At 68.1% G+C, this 15,578-nt stretch carries 11 protein-coding genes; 6 read left to right on the top strand and 5 right to left on the bottom strand.

The window, feature by feature from the left end; all coding sequences use genetic code 11:
• Positions 1-27 precede the first annotated feature (27 nt).
• Entirely contained in the window at positions 28-621 is a 594-nt protein-coding gene (locus KW830_RS11370) for an exopolysaccharide biosynthesis protein (protein WP_218333236.1), read from the top strand.
• Positions 622-745: 124 nt separating this feature from the next.
• On the opposite strand, the gene KW830_RS11365 is transcribed toward KW830_RS11370, so the two are convergent.
• On the bottom strand, positions 746-1,939 hold the full coding sequence (locus tag KW830_RS11365; protein WP_218333235.1) for a phosphoglycerate kinase: 1,194 nt from the start codon (positions 1,937-1,939) through the stop codon (positions 746-748).
• 273 nt (positions 1,940-2,212) lie between these two features.
• Between KW830_RS11365 and KW830_RS11360 the strand changes: the two genes are divergently transcribed.
• Both KW830_RS11360 and KW830_RS11355 read left to right on the top strand, forming a co-directional pair.
• A complete protein-coding gene (locus KW830_RS11360) occupies positions 2,213-2,470 on the top strand; it encodes a hypothetical protein (RefSeq protein ID WP_066538156.1) in 258 nt (85 codons plus the stop codon).
• 104 nt (positions 2,471-2,574) lie between these two features.
• The gene (locus KW830_RS11355) at positions 2,575-3,252 is read left to right on the top strand and encodes an N-acetyltransferase (protein WP_370510825.1); all 678 of its coding nucleotides are present in this window, start codon (positions 2,575-2,577) and stop codon (positions 3,250-3,252) included.
• Between the two features lie 29 nt (positions 3,253-3,281).
• Here the strand turns inward: KW830_RS11355 and KW830_RS11350 are convergent, their stop codons facing one another.
• Positions 3,282-3,842 carry a YaeQ family protein gene (locus KW830_RS11350; RefSeq protein WP_066538155.1) on the bottom strand — a complete coding sequence of 187 codons (561 nt, stop codon included), beginning with the start codon at positions 3,840-3,842 and terminating at the stop codon, positions 3,282-3,284.
• 148 nt (positions 3,843-3,990) lie between these two features.
• Positions 3,991-5,370, bottom strand: coding sequence for an adenylosuccinate lyase (gene purB, locus KW830_RS11345; protein ID WP_066538153.1), 1,380 nt, complete (start codon positions 5,368-5,370; stop codon positions 3,991-3,993).
• 150 nt (positions 5,371-5,520) lie between these two features.
• Between purB and KW830_RS11340 the strand changes: the two genes are divergently transcribed.
• Entirely contained in the window at positions 5,521-6,141 is a 621-nt protein-coding gene (locus KW830_RS11340) for a glutathione S-transferase N-terminal domain-containing protein (protein ID WP_066538408.1), read from the top strand.
• A gap of 286 nt (positions 6,142-6,427) precedes the next feature.
• Here KW830_RS11340 and KW830_RS11335 read toward each other — a convergent pair whose 3' ends face one another.
• Together KW830_RS11335 and glnE are read right to left on the bottom strand one after the other, a co-directional pair.
• Complete coding sequence (locus KW830_RS11335) at positions 6,428-7,636, bottom strand: HD-GYP domain-containing protein (RefSeq protein ID WP_066538150.1); 1,209 nt, start codon at positions 7,634-7,636, stop codon at positions 6,428-6,430.
• 86 nt (positions 7,637-7,722) lie between these two features.
• On the bottom strand, positions 7,723-10,479 hold the full coding sequence (gene glnE, locus KW830_RS11330; RefSeq protein ID WP_218333234.1) for a bifunctional [glutamate--ammonia ligase]-adenylyl-L-tyrosine phosphorylase/[glutamate--ammonia-ligase] adenylyltransferase: 2,757 nt from the start codon (positions 10,477-10,479) through the stop codon (positions 7,723-7,725).
• A 106-nt stretch (positions 10,480-10,585) separates the two neighbouring features.
• Between glnE and KW830_RS11325 the strand changes: the two genes are divergently transcribed.
• Together KW830_RS11325 and KW830_RS11320 are read left to right on the top strand one after the other, a co-directional pair.
• Positions 10,586-14,689 (top strand): YhdP family protein, encoded by a 4,104-nt coding sequence (locus KW830_RS11325; RefSeq protein ID WP_218333233.1) that lies wholly within the window; start codon positions 10,586-10,588, stop codon positions 14,687-14,689.
• Complete coding sequence (locus KW830_RS11320) at positions 14,686-15,504, top strand: carbon-nitrogen hydrolase family protein (protein ID WP_218333232.1); 819 nt, start codon at positions 14,686-14,688, stop codon at positions 15,502-15,504. Before KW830_RS11325 ends, KW830_RS11320 begins: the two co-directional genes overlap by 4 nt.
• Positions 15,505-15,578 lie beyond the last annotated feature (74 nt).

The raw sequence follows: 15,578 nt of genomic DNA, 5'->3' as shown, positions 1-15,578 counted from the left end.
CTGTACCGCCCGCCACCCAAGGATGCCATGCTGAGCCATCTGCTCACCACCCTGATTGACGATATCGACGGTGACACCGTCACCCTGCGCGCGCTGCTGGAGGCCAGTGGCCGCCAGGGCATGCTGCTGATCTGCGCGCTGTCGTCGCTGCCGTTTCTGATTCCGGTGTCCATCCCCGGCGTGTCCACCGTGTTTGGCGCCGCGATCGTGCTGCTGGCCTGCGCGCTGTTCCTCAACCGCCTGCCCTGGCTGCCGCAGCGCATTCTGGACAAGCCGCTGGATGCCGCCAAGCTCAAGCCCGTGCTGCACAAGGGCGTGGCCGTGGTGCGCAGGATAGACCGCTGGGTGCAGCCGCGCTGGCCGGCGCTGACCGGCTGGACCATGCTGCGCGTGAACAGTGCCGTGTTGGCATTTGGCGGCCTGCTGCTGATGGCACCGCTGGGGCCGATTCCGTTTTCCAACACCGCCCCCGCCGTGGGCATTCTGTTGCTGACCGTGGGCCTGGTGCAGCGCGATGGGCTGTTCGTGCTGCTGGGCTACCTGGGGCTGGTGCTGAGCGTGGCGTATTTCAGCGTGCTGGGCTATCTGGCCTGGACCGGTGGCAGCATGCTGTGGGGGTGAACGTCCAGCCGGTGCAGAGGCCTGATGCCCCCAAAAGGAAAAAGCCCGCAGTGTGCACTGCGGGCTTTTTTTGAGGAGTCCCCTCGGGGTCGGCAGCGCACGGGCTGCCGTGGAGGGGTGATCCTCAGCCGTTGGCGCGCTTTTCCAGGATCTCGAAGGCGGGCAGCTTCTTGCCTTCCAGCACTTCCAGGAAGGCGCCGCCGCCGGTGGAGATGTAGCCCACGTCCTTCTCGATGCCGTACTTGGCAATGGCGGCCAGGGTGTCGCCACCGCCGGCAATGCTGAAGGCGGGGGATTCGGCGATGGCCTGGGCAATCACCTGGGTGCCATGGGCGAACTGGTCGAACTCGAACACGCCCACCGGGCCGTTCCAGACGATGGTGCCCGCCTTCTTCAGCTGTGCCGCCAGCAGGGCTGCGGTCTCGGGGCCGATGTCCAGAATCATGTCGTCGTCCGCCACGTCGGTGGCTTTCTTGACGGTGGCCACGGCGTCGGCCGCAAAGGTCTTGGCGGTGACCACATCGGTGGGCACGGGCACATTGGCGCCGCGGGCGGCCATGGCATCGATCACGGCCTTGGCATCGGCCACCAGATCGGGCTCGGCCAGGGACTTGCCGATCTTCAGACCGGCCGCCAGCATGAAGGTGTTGGCAATGCCGCCGCCCACTATGAGCTGGTCCACCTTGTCGGCCAGGCTCTTGAGGATGGTCAGCTTGGTGGACACCTTGGAGCCGGCCACGATGGCGGCCAGGGGGCGCGCCGGTGCAGCCAGGGCCTTGTTCAGCGCGTCGATCTCGGCCGACAGCAGCGGGCCGGCGCAGGCGATGGGCGCGTACTCGGCGATGCCGTAGGTGGTGCCTTCGGCGCGGTGGGCGGTGCCGAAAGCGTCGTTCACAAAGATGTCGCACAGCTTGGCCAGCTTCTGGGCCAGTTCGGACTTGTTCTTCTTTTCGCCCACATTCACGCGGCAGTTTTCCAGCAGCACGACCTGGCCGGGGGCAACTTGCACGCCGTCCACCCAGTTGGCGACCAGGGGCACCTCGCGGCCCAGCAGCTCGGACAGACGCTGTGCCACGGGGGCCAGCGAGTCTTCGGGCTTGAATTCACCTTCCGTGGGGCGGCCCAGGTGGCTGGTGACCATCACGGCAGCGCCGGCCTTCAGCGCCATCTCGATGGCGGGCACGGAAGCGCGCACGCGCGTGTCTTCGGTGATGCGGCCGGCGTCGTTCAGCGGAACGTTCAGGTCAGCACGGATGAAAACGCGCTGGCCCTGGGCTTTGCCCTGGGCGCACAGGTCGGAAAAGCGAATGATGTTCATGGCGGTGAAACCGGCAGGTCTTATAGAAGTGTGGGAGACGAAATCGGGTCGCATTGTAGAGGTCGGGGCTTGCGCCGTGCTGAGAAGGCGGGCGGAGCTCTTGGGCAATCCCTGGACATTGGGCCGGTGCTGGCCGCGGCATTCCGCCCATATCGCACCCATTTGGTGCGATATGGCGCCGGTGCTGGCCGGCCATGGCCGGGGCGCCTAGGATGGCCGCTTTCCACCGACAGTGTGTATGCCGTGGTCCCCCGGACCCGGCATGTTGCCTCCATGCCCGCCTGCTGCCTGCCCCATGTGTCTGCCTGCCCCCGTGGCCTGGGGCTGCCCGTGCGCGCGCAAAACCTGCTGCTGCCGGTGATGGCGCGCCTGAGCGAGCGTGCCGTGGTGCGCCGTGAAATCGGCCCCCGCCAGGCCGCACGGCCTGTACGCGCTGGCCTGGGTGTCGCAGGCCAGCGTGTGGCGGTGAGCCCAGTGCCCCCGGAGCCGGTCAGCCCGCGCGGGCGCATGCCGACGGACAGGCACAGCTGAATCCTTGCGGGCACGCCGGTGCCCGCAGACCGGATGCGCGCGCCCAGCCGTCACGCCGCGCCTCCCGCTGGCCTGCCAAGGAGCATGCGGTGTACCTGCCTGCCATGGGGATGCTGTCCCTGCCTACTTTTGCTTGCAATTTTGCCGTGCCTGCGGTGTCCGCCTGGTGGCGGCGCCTGCGGCCGTTGCGGCCGCAGCTGCACACCGAGCTGCGCATCGACGTGATGCTGCCCCTGGTCGACGGCGAGCTGGAAGCGCTGTACGAGCGGCTGTATCAGCCGGGCAACAAGCTCTACGGGCTGGAGCGCCGCCCCCTGCACGACCCGCAGTTCGTGCTGCACTGGCGCGAGGCCGACGGTGAATGGTTTGCCTATGTGGAAGATGTGGCCAACGCCTGCCTGGCCGGCTACACCGTGTTCAACCGCCTGGTGGAAGTGGACCGGCGCACCGACCGCCGCGTGCGCTCGCCCCATTCCCGCCTGGCGCCGGCCTACCAGCGCCGCGGCATTGCCAGCGCGGTGTACCAGCAGGTGCTGGACCGGGGCGTCTGCTTGCTCAGCGGCGCGCGCCAGTCGCCAGGGGCCCACGGTCTGTGGAACCGGCTGGCGCGCAGCTACGACAGCCATTACGTGGCGATTGCCGGTGACAAATCGCTGCAGCACCTGGGCCGGCGTGTGCCCGACGGTGCGGTGCTGGACCAGCGTGCCACCCGCCGCCTGCTGCTGGGCACGGGGTGGGAGCTGGAGGCCTTTGCACAGGCCGTGCAGATGGACTGCGCCTAGCCCGCAAGCAGCGTCCCGCCGGGCGGGTCTTACTTCCAGCGGGTGGGTTCGACGACGACCATGCCCTGGTTGCTGGACAGCGTCAGCTGCCCTTCCTGGATGGTGGCCTGCAACTGCATGCTGCGTTCGGCCAGGCTGCCCAGTTGCTGGGCGACCTCGGAGTCGATGTACAGCACCTCCAGCTTGTCCTGGCGGTTGACCTTGCCCTCGATGCCTTTCCACCACACATGCGCCGCGTGGTTGAAGGGGTAGACCAGCACATGGTCGGACTTGTTGCAGGCCTTGGTGATGGGCTTTTCCTCGGGCTGGCCCACTTCGATCCACAGGCGTTTCTGGCCGGTGTAGTCGGTGATGTGGACATCGGGATCGTCCGGGTCGCTCAGGCCAATACCAAAGCCCAGCGTGCCGTCGCCGTTGCACAGGGCCTGCAGCTGCCAGGCGTTCAGCGCCAGGGCGACCAGGCGCACCATCATGCGTTCGTCGGTCTCGCTGGGGTGGCGTGCCAGGGTCAGGTTGTGGTCGGCGTAGTAGCCGTGGTCGATGTCGGCAATCGACAGATTGGCTTTGAAGATGGTGGACTTGATGGCCATGGCGGGACGTGGTGGCGGTGCTGCCCGCAGGCAGTCCTTGGGAAACTGTCAAAAACAAGAGCCGCCCGCGCGCCGGCAGTGGCGCTGAGGCAGCTCTACAGGGGAGCCTTGCGGGTGTGGCCACCCGCAGGAAGGCGCAGGGCCCGGCTCAGACGCGGCGGGCCAGCTCGGCCGCCTTGCCGATGTAGGAGGCCGGTGTCATGGCCAGCAGACGGTCCTTGTCGGCCTGGGGAATTTCCAGGCCATTGATCAGGCGGTGCAGGTCTTCGGCCAGCACGGTCTTGCCGCGGGTGACTTCCTTGAGCTTTTCGTACGCGCCTTGCACGCCATAGCGGCGCATCACGGTCTGGATGGGCTCGGCCAGCACTTCCCAGGCATTGTCCAGGTCCTGCTGCAGCCGCTCTTCGTTCAGTTCCAGCTTGTTCAGACCGGTCATCAGCGAGGTGTACGCCAGGGTGGCATAACCGAAAGCGACACCGATGTTGCGCAGCACGGTGGAGTCGGTCAGGTCACGCTGCCAGCGGGACACCGGCAGCTTTTCGGACAGGTGCTTGAGGATGGCGTTGGCCAGACCCAGATTGCCTTCGGCGTTCTCGAAGTCGATGGGGTTGACCTTGTGCGGCATGGTCGAGGAACCGATTTCGCCGGCCTTCAGGCGCTGCTTGAAGTAGCCCAGGGACACATAGCCCCAGATGTCGCGCGACAGGTCGATCAGGATGGTGTTGGCGCGGGCCACGGCGTCGAAGATCTCGGCCATGTAGTCGTGCGGCTCGATCTGGATCGAGTAGGGCTGGAAGGTCAGGCCCAGGCCCTGGGGTTCGGGGGTCTCGATGACCTTCTGGCTGAAGGCTTCCCAGTCGAAGTCGGGCCAGGCGGACAGGTGGGCGTTGTAGTTGCCCACGGCGCCATTCATCTTGGCCAGCGTCTTGACGTTGGCGATGTTGTCCGAGGCCTTTTGCAGGCGCATCACGACGTTGGCGATTTCCTTGCCCACGGTGGTGGGGCTGGCGGTCTGGCCGTGGGTGCGGCTGAGCATGGGCACCGCGGCGTACAGGCGGGCCATTTCGCGCAGCTTCAGGATGATGCGGTCCAGGGCGGGCAGCACCACCATGTCGCGGCCGACGCGGATCTGCAGCGCGTGGCTGGTGTTGTTGATGTCTTCGCTGGTGCAGGCAAAGTGCACGAATTCGGCGGCCTTGAGCAGTTCGGGACGGGCGTCGAACTTGGCCTTGATCCAGTATTCCACGGCCTTCACGTCGTGGTTGGTGGTCTTCTCGATCTCCTTGATGGCGGCGGCATCGGCTTCCGAGAAGTTGCTCACCAGACCGTGCAGATAGGTGCGGGCACCTTCGGACAGCGGGGGGAACTCGGCAAAACCGGCATCCGACAGCGCGATGAACCAGGTGATTTCCACCTGCACGCGGCGGTGCATATAACCCTGCTCGCTCATGATGGGGCGCAGGTCGGTCAGTTTGGCGGCGTAGCGGCCGTCGAGCGGGGAGAGGGCGGAGATGTGGGACAGGCTCATGGGGGGCGATTGTAGGTGGGACGGCTGCAATGCGCAGAGCCTGCCCCCGACAGCCCCGATAGAATTTGGCCCAGATTCCAGTGCCGGCGCATGCCGGCCCGCTGCCACGCCGTCTCCCCGCTGCCTTCCGCGAAAGCTTCCGCCATGTCTTTGTTGCTGATTGGTTCCCTCGCCAGCCCCTATGTGCGCAAGGTGCGCATCGTGCTGGCCGAAAAAAAGCTGGACTACCGTTTCCAGGAAGACAACCCCTGGGCAGCGGACACGCAGCTGCCCCAGACCAACCCGCTGGGCAAGGTGCCGGCCCTGGTGCTAGACGGCAAGGAGGTGCTGTACGACTCGCGCGTGATCGTCGAGTACCTGGACACGCTGTCGCCGGTGGGCCGGCTGATTCCGGCGGGCGGGCGAGAGCGCGCCCATGTCAAGACCTGGGAAGCCCTGGCCGACGGCGTGCTGGACGCCGGTGTGGCCATGCGCCTGGAACAGACCTGGGCCGGCCGCAGCGACGCCCAGCGCTGCCAGGCCTGGGTGGACCGCTCCCTGGACAAGGTGCAGCGCGGCCTGGATGCCATGCAGGCCCAGGCGCCCGGCGCACAGCCGTTCCTGACCGGCCAGCATCTGAGCCTGGCCGATATCGCCGTCGTCACGGCCGTGGACTGGCTGGCCTTCCGCTTTCCCCAGCAGGACTGGCTGCAGGGACGCCCGGCCCTGGCGGCCCTGCGCGAGCGCCTGGCCCCGCGCGCCAGCTTTGCCGACACGGCGCCGCGGCTCTGAACCGCCCCGCCAGCCCCGACCGCCCGCAAAAAAGCCACCCGCAGGTGGCTTTTTGCTTTGCATAAAAACGTTGTGAAGCGTCCCGAAACGAATTAAGAGAGGGAGGGAGGAGAAGCGCTCCAGGATGGACAGATGCCAAGCATGCAGGCTTCACAACAATAAACCGTTACGGTGGAAGCGATCACTCTCGCCAATCCACTACTTGCTAGATGGGCTCATTGGACAAAAGTTCCAGAGGGCCCGGGGAATTTTTATGTAACGGCTTGCATCCAGGCGGCCCGCAGGCTCAGCAATTGATCTCCAGCAGGCGGTCCAGCGGCAGGCGCACGCGCACGTCGCGCTGCGCCACCGGGGCGGAAATCTTCCAGTTCGGGTGGGCCGTGTCGCGCGGAATGGGCTCGCCCGTGGGCATGCCTTCCTTGTTCACCAGCACCGCCACCTTGGGGGTGGCGGCCGTGGTGCCGCGGCGCACGACCACGGCGGTTTCGCCGCTGGCCAGCTTGACCCAGGCGCCGGGCGGGTAGATGCCCAGCGACTTGATCAGCGCGGCGCCGGCTTCGTCCACCGACTTGGTCTCGTCGTAGTAGCTGGCCTGCATGGCCGAGGTGACCGACATGGGGTGGCGGTTGGCGCGGGGTGCGATCCGGGCGCCAAAGATGTCGGCGCGCTGGATCATCCGGGCCAGCTGGTCACCCGCCGTCTTCTCGGCCAGGCGGCCGGGTGCGCGCAGGTGGTGACCCCGCACGCCCTGCAGCCAGACCTCGTCGGTGACACCCAGGTCGCGCAGCATCTGCTCCGAGCGCAGGGCGTGGTCTTCCACGGCCTGGGCCTGGGTGGCACTCAGCGGGGTGATCTGCTGGGCCAGGTCGTCCTGCAGATGGCCCATGCCCAGGTTCATGCTCAGACCGGCGCGGCCGATCTGGTGGATGCGCTCTTCCGGCCAGCGCAGGGTTTCCCGGGCGGAAATCATGCACACCGCCGCCACCAGCATGGCGTGGGTGGCGCAGTAGTGGCGGGTTTCCTCGGCGGACATCTGCACCAGGGCCAGCAGGGTGGCGTCCGGGGCTTCGGCGCAGTGGCGGGCCAGACCCTGGTGCATGTTCTCGAACCGGGGCAGAAAGCTATCCGGGTCGGGGGTGCGCATCAGCTGGGTCAGGCGGGCCTGCCAGGTGGGCCAGTGTGGGGTCTTGCGTTCCCGGTCGGCGGCATCTTCCTGGGCCAGGGTGGCATGCATGGTCATGCTGGAAATCATGCCCAGCGGCTTGTCCGACATCAGCATGTTCTGCAGGTGGGCCTTGAAGGCGCGGAAGCTGTCGCCCGACTCGTCGGTGTCCACGCACAGGGTCTGTCCACGGGCCAGCAGGATTTCCAGTTCCTTGGGCGTACGGATCACATAGCCCTTCTGGGCCAGCAAGGCACCGGCCACCCCGCGCAAGGCGAAAGGCAGGGGCTGACCCAAAGGAATGGTGTCAATATTCAGTTCAACAAGGTTCATGGCGGCCACATGGAAGATGTGACATATTTTTACATCTTATGGAGGACTGCTCCACGGAAATTTCCGTTGGAACTGGAAGTAATTGCTTACGCATCGCCAAAAACGGTCTGCCACAGCTGCCGGATGGCATCGGACTGGACCTGGACGCTGGCCGGATCTACCTGGCCGTTGCCCTCGTTCAGGCGCGACTGGTGCTGTACCCGGCGCAGTTCGCGGTAGGCCGCCGCCGCTGCCTGGCCCTGGCCTGCGGGCAGCAGCCCGGCGGCTTCGGCCCGTTGCAGCAGCGCGATATTGCCCACATTGTCGATGAGTTCACGGTGCTGTGCGGACTGGGACAGTACCAGGTACTGCACCGCGAACTCCGCGTCCACCATGCCGCCTTCGCTGTGCTTCACATCAAAGGCCGCACCGCGCACCGGATGGGCGGCGCGCACACGGGCACGCATGGAGACAATCTCCTCGCGCAGCGCTGCGGCGTCGCGGGGGGCGGTGATCACGGTTTCGCGCACGGCATCGAAGCGGGCGGCCAGATCGTCGCTGCCCAGCACGAAGCGCGCGCGGGTCATGGCCTGGTGTTCCCAGGTCCAGGCGGTGTTGCTGCCGCGTTGCTGCTGGTAGTCGGCGTAGGCCTTGAAGCTGGTGACCAGCAGGCCGGAATTGCCGTTGGGGCGCAGGGCGGTGTCGATCTCGAACAGATCGCCTTCGCCGGTCTTCACCGTGAGCCAGTTGATCAGCTTGCGCACAAAGGCGGCATAGACCTCCGGGGCGTTGTCGTCGGCGTCGTCGAAGACGAAGACGATGTCCAGGTCGCTGCCATAGCCCAGCTCCTTGCCGCCCAGCTTGCCGTAGCCAATGATGGCGAACTGCGGGACCTCGCGGTGGCGGTTCTTCAGGCGCTGCCAGCACCAGGACGCGGTCACGCGCAGCACGGTGTCGGCCAGGGCGCTCAGGTCGTCGGCGACCTGTTCCACGGTGATGGCGCCTTCCACGTCGCGGGCCAGGGTGCGGAAGGTTTCGGCATGGTGGGCCCGGCGCAGCAGGTTCAGCAGGGTTTCGTCGTCGTCCTCGCCGGTGGATTCCAGCGCCTGCAGGCGCAGCGCCATCTCGTGCTCGAAGTCGGCGGCGGAAAAGCGTTCCTGGAACAGGGCTTCACCCGCCAGCTCGTCGATCACCCCCGGGTGCTGCTGCAGGTAGCGGGCCGGCCATTTGGCGGCTCCCAGCATGTGCAGCAGGCGTTCGTGCACGGACGGGCGCTCCAGCAGCAGGGCCAGATAGCTTTCGCGGCGCAGCAGCGGCTCCAGCCAGTTGATCATGCGCACGGCAGCTTCCTCGCCCACCTTGCCCTGCTGCACCCATTGCGCGGTGCGCAGCACCAGGCGGAACAGGCGGGTGCGGGCCTCGTCGCGCAGGCCCTGCACCCGTGGCAGGTCGCGCCACTCGGCCACGCGGCTGGACAGGGCCGGCGGCAGCTGTTCCAGCAGCGCTTCCAGATCGGGAATGGCCGGCCCCCCGGTGATGGCGCGCGGCCCGGCGCAGTTGCCGCTGGCGCAGTCCTGGGCCTTGTCGCCGCCCAGCAGGGTGTCGAATTCCTGGGCCACCAGTTCGCGGTGGGCATCGAGCTGGTGCAGGAAATCCTGGCAGCGGGCAAAGCCCATGGTCCGGGCAATCCATTCCAGATCGTCGTCGCGCGTGGGCAGCACATGGGTCTGCTGGTCGTCCAGGTACTGGATGCGGTGCTCCACGCCGCGCAGAAAGGTGTAGGCCTCCGCCAGTTGCTGGGCCGTCTCCTGCGGCATCAGATTGGCACGGGCCAGGCGCTGCAGCGCTTCCAGCGTGGGGCGGCAGCGCAGTTCGGGGAACTGGCCGCCGCGCACCACCTGCAGCAGCTGCACGGTGAATTCGATCTCGCGGATGCCGCCGCGGGACAGCTTCACATCGTTGGCGCGTTCGGGGTGGCCGGCGCTGCGGCGGGTGGCATGTTCGCGGATCTGGCGGTGCAGGCTGCGCAGCGCATCGAACACGCTGTAGTCCAGATAACGGCGGAACACAAAAGGCAGCACCACGCCCCGTAGGCCCTGCACATTGGGCGTGCCAATGCAGGCCGTGGGCGCGACGATGCGGCTCTTGAGCCAGGCAAAGCGCTCCCATTCGCGGCCCTGCACCAGCAGATACTCTTCCAGCGACCCCAGGGACACGGCGGCCGGGCCGGAATTGCCATTGGGGCGCAGCGCCAGGTCGACGCGGAAGACAAAGCCGTGCTCGGTGGTGTCGCCGATCAGCGCGTAGATGGCTTTGACCACGCGGCCAAAGTATTCATGGTTGGAGAGCTTGCCGCGCCCGTCGGGCAGGCCGGCGGTGTCGCCATCGTGTTCGTAGACATAGATCAGGTCGATGTCGCTGGAGACGTTCAGCTCCCGCGCGCCGAACTTGCCCATGCCGATGATCCACAGCTGGACCGGCTGGCCGTCGGGGCCCTGCGGGGCTCCATGGCGGCTGTCCAGATCGGCGCGGGCGGCCTGACAGGCCCGGTCCAGGGCCAGCTCGCCCAGCGCGGTCATGCTGCCGGTGACGGCGCCCAGGTCGGCCGTGCCATCGCAGTCCAGGACCATGGTGCGCTCCAGCACCAGCTGGCGCAGGATGCGCAACGCGGCCCCCAATTCATAGGGCTGGGCCAGCAGGGCGTCGAGTGCCTGCTCCATCGTGGCACGGGTGGGCACGCCGGCCGGCAGCAGCGGGAACAGGGCGTCGTAGCGCCGGTGCAGACGCTGCCAGAAGCGTGAATAGGCCGCAGGCGGCAAGGCGGGGGTTGCGTGTTCGGCCGGGGAAATGTCTGCGCTCTGCATGTTCACCAAGGGATAGGGCCTGGGAAGCGTCTGCCAGCACCATGCCCCTACATGCTCCCTGTGCCGGGAGCCGCGGGTCATAATTTGGCCACTCTTCACCTTGCCAATGATCGATCCGAAACCGCACCCCTCCCGCCTGCTCCACAGGGCAGCAGTGGTGGCGCGGTGGGCGCTGGCAGGGCTGCTGGCCTTCTGGTTGCTGCTCGCGGCCACGGCCGGGGTGCTCCATGGATTCATTGTGCCGCGAATCGGGGACTACCGCGGCAAGCTGGAACAGCTGGCCGCTCAGGCCTTGGGGGTACCGGTGCGCATCGGTGCCGTGACCGCCTATTCCGACGGTCTGGTGCCCAGCCTGGAGCTGACGGATGTGGAGCTGCAGGACGCCCAGGGCCGGCCTGCGCTGCAGCTGCCGCAGGTGGTGGTGGCCGTCTCGGCCCGTTCCCTCTGGCGCCGGGGGGTGGAGCAGATCGTCGTGGAGTCTCCGCAGCTGGATGTCCGGCGCCGGGCCGACGGGCGCTGGGAAGTGGCGGGCCTGCTGCAGCAGGACGACGCCACGCCGGACAGCAGCCCCCTGGAATGGGTGCTGGACCAGCCCGAAATCGCCATCCGCAACGGCGTGCTGCGCTGGAACGATGCCCTGCGGGACACCCCCGAACAACAGCTCGAAGGCGTGAACCTGGTGCTGCGCAACGGGCACTGGCAGCATGCGCTGCGCATGGATGCCCGGCTTCCCCAGGCGCAGGGGGGCGGTGCACTGCAGGTGATGGGCAACTTCAAGGAGCCGGTGCTGGCCGTCAGCGGCCGTCCCTGGGAACGCTGGCAGGGACAGTGGTTTGCCCAGGGAGCCTTGCAGCAGGTGCCGCACCTGCCCTGGCCGGCCGAATGGGGAGTGGACCAGGTGCAGGCACGGGGCGACTTTCGTGCCTGGGCCGATGTGCGTAAAGGCGCGCTGGCCGGTGTCACGGCCGACCTGCGCCTGCCCCAGGCGCGGGTGGACTGGCGCAACGGACAGCCCGCGCTGGACCTGCAGCAGGTGGCCGGTCGGCTGGACCTGCAGGCCCTGGACGGGGGCTGGCAAGCCCGGGGAACGGGCTGGACCTTCACCCTGGCCGACGGCGCCCACTGGCCGGCCAGCGATGTGACGCTGCGCTGGCCCCAGGCCGGTAGCGATACACCCCATGCGCTGGAAGCCAGCTACCTGGATCTGGCGCTGGCCCGGGCCGTGGCCCAGCGGCTGCCCCTGCCGGAGGATGCCCAGGCGCAGCTGGCGCGCTGGGAGCTGCAAGGCCGGGCGGAAAAATTGCAGCTGCGCTGGCAGCCGGCCATGGCCGGCCACCCGCTGCGCTACCGGGCCCAAGGCCAGCTGCAGGGGGTGAGCTTGCGCGACCTGCAGGCTGACAGCCACACGCCGGGTCTGCACAACGCCAACCTGCGCTTCACCTTCGACCAGCAAGGGGGCTCGGCCGATGTGGAGATGCGCCAGGGGGCGCTGGAATTTCCCGGTATTTTTGAAGATCCCCACATCCCGGTAGACCGGCTGCAGGCCAGCCTGCGCTGGAGCCAGGATGCCCACGGGCGCTGGTCGGTCCAGGTGCCGCAGGCCCAGTTTGCCAATGCCGATGCGCAAGGCCAGCTGCAGCTGCGCTGGCAGATGGGGGCCGATGCGGCCCGGCGCCTGCCGGGCGATCTGGAGCTGGAAGGCGTGCTCAGCCGCGCCAATGGCGCACGCGTGCACCGTTATCTGCCGCTGGAGGTGCCGCATGACGCGCGCCACTATGTGCGCGACAGCGTGCGCAGCGGCAGCGCCAGCAATGTGCGCTTCAAGGTGGCGGGGCCGCTGGAACAGTTCCCCTTCGACACCCATGGAAGCAAAGGTGTGTTCCACATCGTCGCACCGGTGCGGGACGTGGTCTATGACTATGTGCCGCCGCGCCTGCGTGCGGAGGGCGAAGCCCCCTGGCCGCTGATCACCCAGCTGGCCGGGGAGCTGGTGTTCGACCGGGCCGGCATGCAGGTGCGCAACGCCCAAGGCTGGTTTGGCGAGCACAGCAAGGTGCCGCTTGAAGCCATCCAGGCCGCGATTCCGGACCTGTCCACCCCGGTGCTGGACGTCTCTGGCCATGGCAAGGCGGCGCTGCCGGCCTGGCTGGATGTGGTGGCACGCTCCCCGTTGGCCGGGATCACCGAGCATGCGCTGGACCGTGCTGCGGCGGCCGGTCCCGCCACGCTGAAGCTGGCGCTGCATCTGCCGATCGAGCAGTTGGAGCATGCCCGGGTGACCGGCACGGTGGGCCTGCAGGGCAACCGGCTGCGCCTGCGTCCCGATGTGCCCGAGCTGCAGGAGGCCCGGGGCATGGTGCATTTCAGCGAGAAGGGCTTTACCCTGCAGAGCGTGCAGGCCCAGTCGCTGGGCGGCAATGTGTCGCTGGCCGGCGGGCTGCAGGTGGGCAAGGGCGCGCCGGCGCTGGACATCCGCGCCCGAGGCCGCGCCACGGCCGAGGGGCTGCGCAGCGACGCCTTTCTGGCGCCGGTGGCGGACCTGGCCCGGCATGCCACGGGTGCCACCGAGTACGAGGTGCAGGTGGGCTTGCAGCGGGAGCTGGCGCAGATCGTGGTGCGCAGCAGCCTGCAGGGCATGGCGCTGAATCTGCCGGCCCCGCTGGGCAAGGCGGCCGAGGTGGCGGCCCCGCTGCAGGTGGCCCAGCGGCTGACACCGGCTGCGGCAGCCGACAGCAAGTCCCCGTTGCAGGACATGTTGCAGATCCATGTGCAGGACCGCGCGTCGCTGACCTATGTCTACGACCAGACGGGCCCGCAGGCCAGGGTGACCGGGGGCTGGATCCAGCTGGGCCGCGACATCGGACCCGCCGGGGCCTGGCCCGCAGGCTGGAACGGGGGCCCTGGCGTGCAGGCGCAGGCCCAGCTGGACACCCTGGACATCGACGCCTGGCGGGCGCTGGCCACTCCGGCGGCGGAAGCCGGAGTGGCCCCCGCTGCGGCCCCGGTGCCGGCGGACGTGCTGCCCTATCTGCCCCAGCGCCTGGGGCTGCGCGTGGACCAGTTGCACCTGCATGGCCGCGTGCTGTACGACGTGGTGGCCGGGCTGACCCAGTCCGATGCCGTCTGGCGCGGCAACATCCAGGCGCGGCAGCTGGGCGGCTATGTGGAATACCACCCGCCGGGTAAGACCCACCCACAGGGCCTGGTGTTTGCCCGTCTGTCCCACCTGCTGCTGCCCGAAGGGGCGGCCGACCAGGCCGACAGCCTGCTGCAGTCCCAGCCCCAGCAGATGCCGGCGCTGGACATTTCGGTCAAGGAATTCGCCCTGGCCGGCCGGGCACTGGGCAGCCTGGCGGTGCAGGCCCAGAACCAGCGCCGCGATGGCCAGCCGCAGTGGGTGCTGGACCGCTTCGATGTGAGCCTGCCCGAGGCCACGCTCACCGCACAGGGCACCTGGGGTGGCCCGGATGCCCTGCGCCGCCGCACCCAGTTGCGCTTTACGCTGGCCCTCAAGGATTCCGGCGCGCTGCTGGAACGTTTTGCCATGCCCGGCGTGGTGCGCGGCGGCAAGGGCAGTCTGGAAGGCGAGCTGGGCTGGCGCGGCGCACCGATTGCGCCGGACTGGCACAGCATGGCCGGCAAGCTGCACCTGGATGTGGGCCAGGGCCAGTTCCTGAAGGCAGAACCCGGGCTGGCCAAGCTGCTGAGCGTGCTCAGCCTGCAATCCCTGCCGCGGCGCATCGGGCTGGACTTCCGCGATGTGTTCAGCAGCGGTTTTGCCTTTGACTTTGTCCGCGGCGATGTGACCGTGGCCCAGGGCGTGGCCCGCACCAACAACCTGCAGATGAAGGGCGTGAACGCCGCCGTGCTGATGGAAGGCCAAGCCAATCTGGCCGACGAGACCCAGCAGCTGCGCGTGGTGGTGGTGCCGGAAATCAATGCCATGACGGCTTCGCTGGTGGCCACGGCCATCAACCCGGTGATCGGTCTGGGCAGTTTCCTGGCCCAGGCCGTGCTGCGTGGTCCGCTGGTGGCGGTGGCGACACGGGAGTTCGACATCACCGGCAACTGGTCCGAGCCCGAGGTGCGCGCCGTGCCCCGGCGCACCGCACCGGCCGCCACACCGCCCACTGCCGGAGGCACGGTGCCCCCGGCAGCGGCTGGCGCGCCATCGGCTGCCGCACCATCGACCAAGGAGCCCCAGCCATGAAGATCGCCGCCCTGCAAATGGTGTCCACCCCGGTGGTGGAAGAGAATCTGTGCATCGCCCGAACGCTGCTGCTGCAGGCCGCCGAGCGGGGGGCGGAGCTGGTGGCCCTGCCCGAATACTTCTGTGCCATGGGCCGCAGCGATACCGACAAGCTGGCCTATGCCGAGCGGTGGGGCGATGGTCCCATCCAGTCCGCTCTGGCGGACTGGGCGCGGGAAGCCGGGGTGTGGCTGGCCGCAGGCACGCTGCCGCTGGTGGCCCGGGCCCCGGACCATGTGCGCAACACCAGTCTGCTCTTCAGCCCGCAAGGGCAATGCGTGGCGCGCTACGACAAGGTGCATCTGTTCCGCTTTGCCACGGGACAGGAGCAGTACGACGAATCCCGGGTGGTGGAACCCGGTGACCGGCCGGTGACGGCAACCCTGACCGACCGCAGCGGCCAGACCTGGACCCTGGGCCTGAGCGTGTGCTACGACCTGCGCTTTCCCGAGCTGTACCGCGCGCATGCCGCCGCGGGCGTGGACCTGGTGCTGGTACCCAGTGCCTTCACGCACACCACGGGCCGGGCGCACTGGGAGCTGCTGCTGCGCGCCCGGGCGGTGGAAAACCAGTGCTATGTGCTGGCGCCGGCCCAGGGCGGTATCCACGACAATGGGCGCCACACCTGGGGGCACAGCATGCTGGTCGACCCCTGGGGGCAGGTGCAGGCCCTCCAGGCCGCCGAAGGTGCTGGCGTGGTGCTGGGCCAGATGGACCGCACCTATCTACGGCAGGTGCGGCAGCAACTGCCTGCTTTGGAGCATCGCGTCCTGTGAATTCCCTGCAAACTTGGCCTTGGCGCCGTTGGCACAGTGCCTGGCGGCGCTGGTCGTTGTGGACCCTGCTGGTG

The organism is Comamonas sp. CMM03 (genome assembly GCF_019218715.1).
Taxonomy (GTDB): Bacteria; Pseudomonadota; Gammaproteobacteria; order Burkholderiales; family Burkholderiaceae_C; genus Comamonas; species Comamonas terrigena.
This window is presented reverse-complemented; position numbering and strand designations above follow the sequence as displayed.

Bases quoted from the DNA above. Each gene is read 5' to 3' on its own strand.
- KW830_RS11365 (WP_218333235.1), bottom strand. From the start codon at position 1,939: ATGAACATCATTCGCTTTTCCGACCTGTGCGCCCAGGGCAAAGCCCAG.
- KW830_RS11355 (WP_370510825.1), top strand. From the start codon at position 2,575: ATGGGGATGCTGTCCCTGCCTACTTTTGCTTGCAATTTTGCCGTGCCT.
- KW830_RS11335 (WP_066538150.1), bottom strand. From the start codon at position 7,636: ATGAACCTTGTTGAACTGAATATTGACACCATTCCTTTGGGTCAGCCC.
- KW830_RS11350 (WP_066538155.1), bottom strand. From the start codon at position 3,842: ATGGCCATCAAGTCCACCATCTTCAAAGCCAATCTGTCGATTGCCGAC.
- purB (WP_066538153.1), bottom strand. From the start codon at position 5,370: ATGAGCCTGTCCCACATCTCCGCCCTCTCCCCGCTCGACGGCCGCTAC.
- KW830_RS11360 (WP_066538156.1), top strand. From the start codon at position 2,213: ATGCCCGCCTGCTGCCTGCCCCATGTGTCTGCCTGCCCCCGTGGCCTG.
- glnE (WP_218333234.1), bottom strand. From the start codon at position 10,479: ATGCAGAGCGCAGACATTTCCCCGGCCGAACACGCAACCCCCGCCTTG.
- KW830_RS11370 (WP_218333236.1), top strand. From the start codon at position 28: ATGCTGAGCCATCTGCTCACCACCCTGATTGACGATATCGACGGTGAC.
- KW830_RS11325 (WP_218333233.1), top strand. From the start codon at position 10,586: ATGATCGATCCGAAACCGCACCCCTCCCGCCTGCTCCACAGGGCAGCA.
- KW830_RS11320 (WP_218333232.1), top strand. From the start codon at position 14,686: ATGAAGATCGCCGCCCTGCAAATGGTGTCCACCCCGGTGGTGGAAGAG.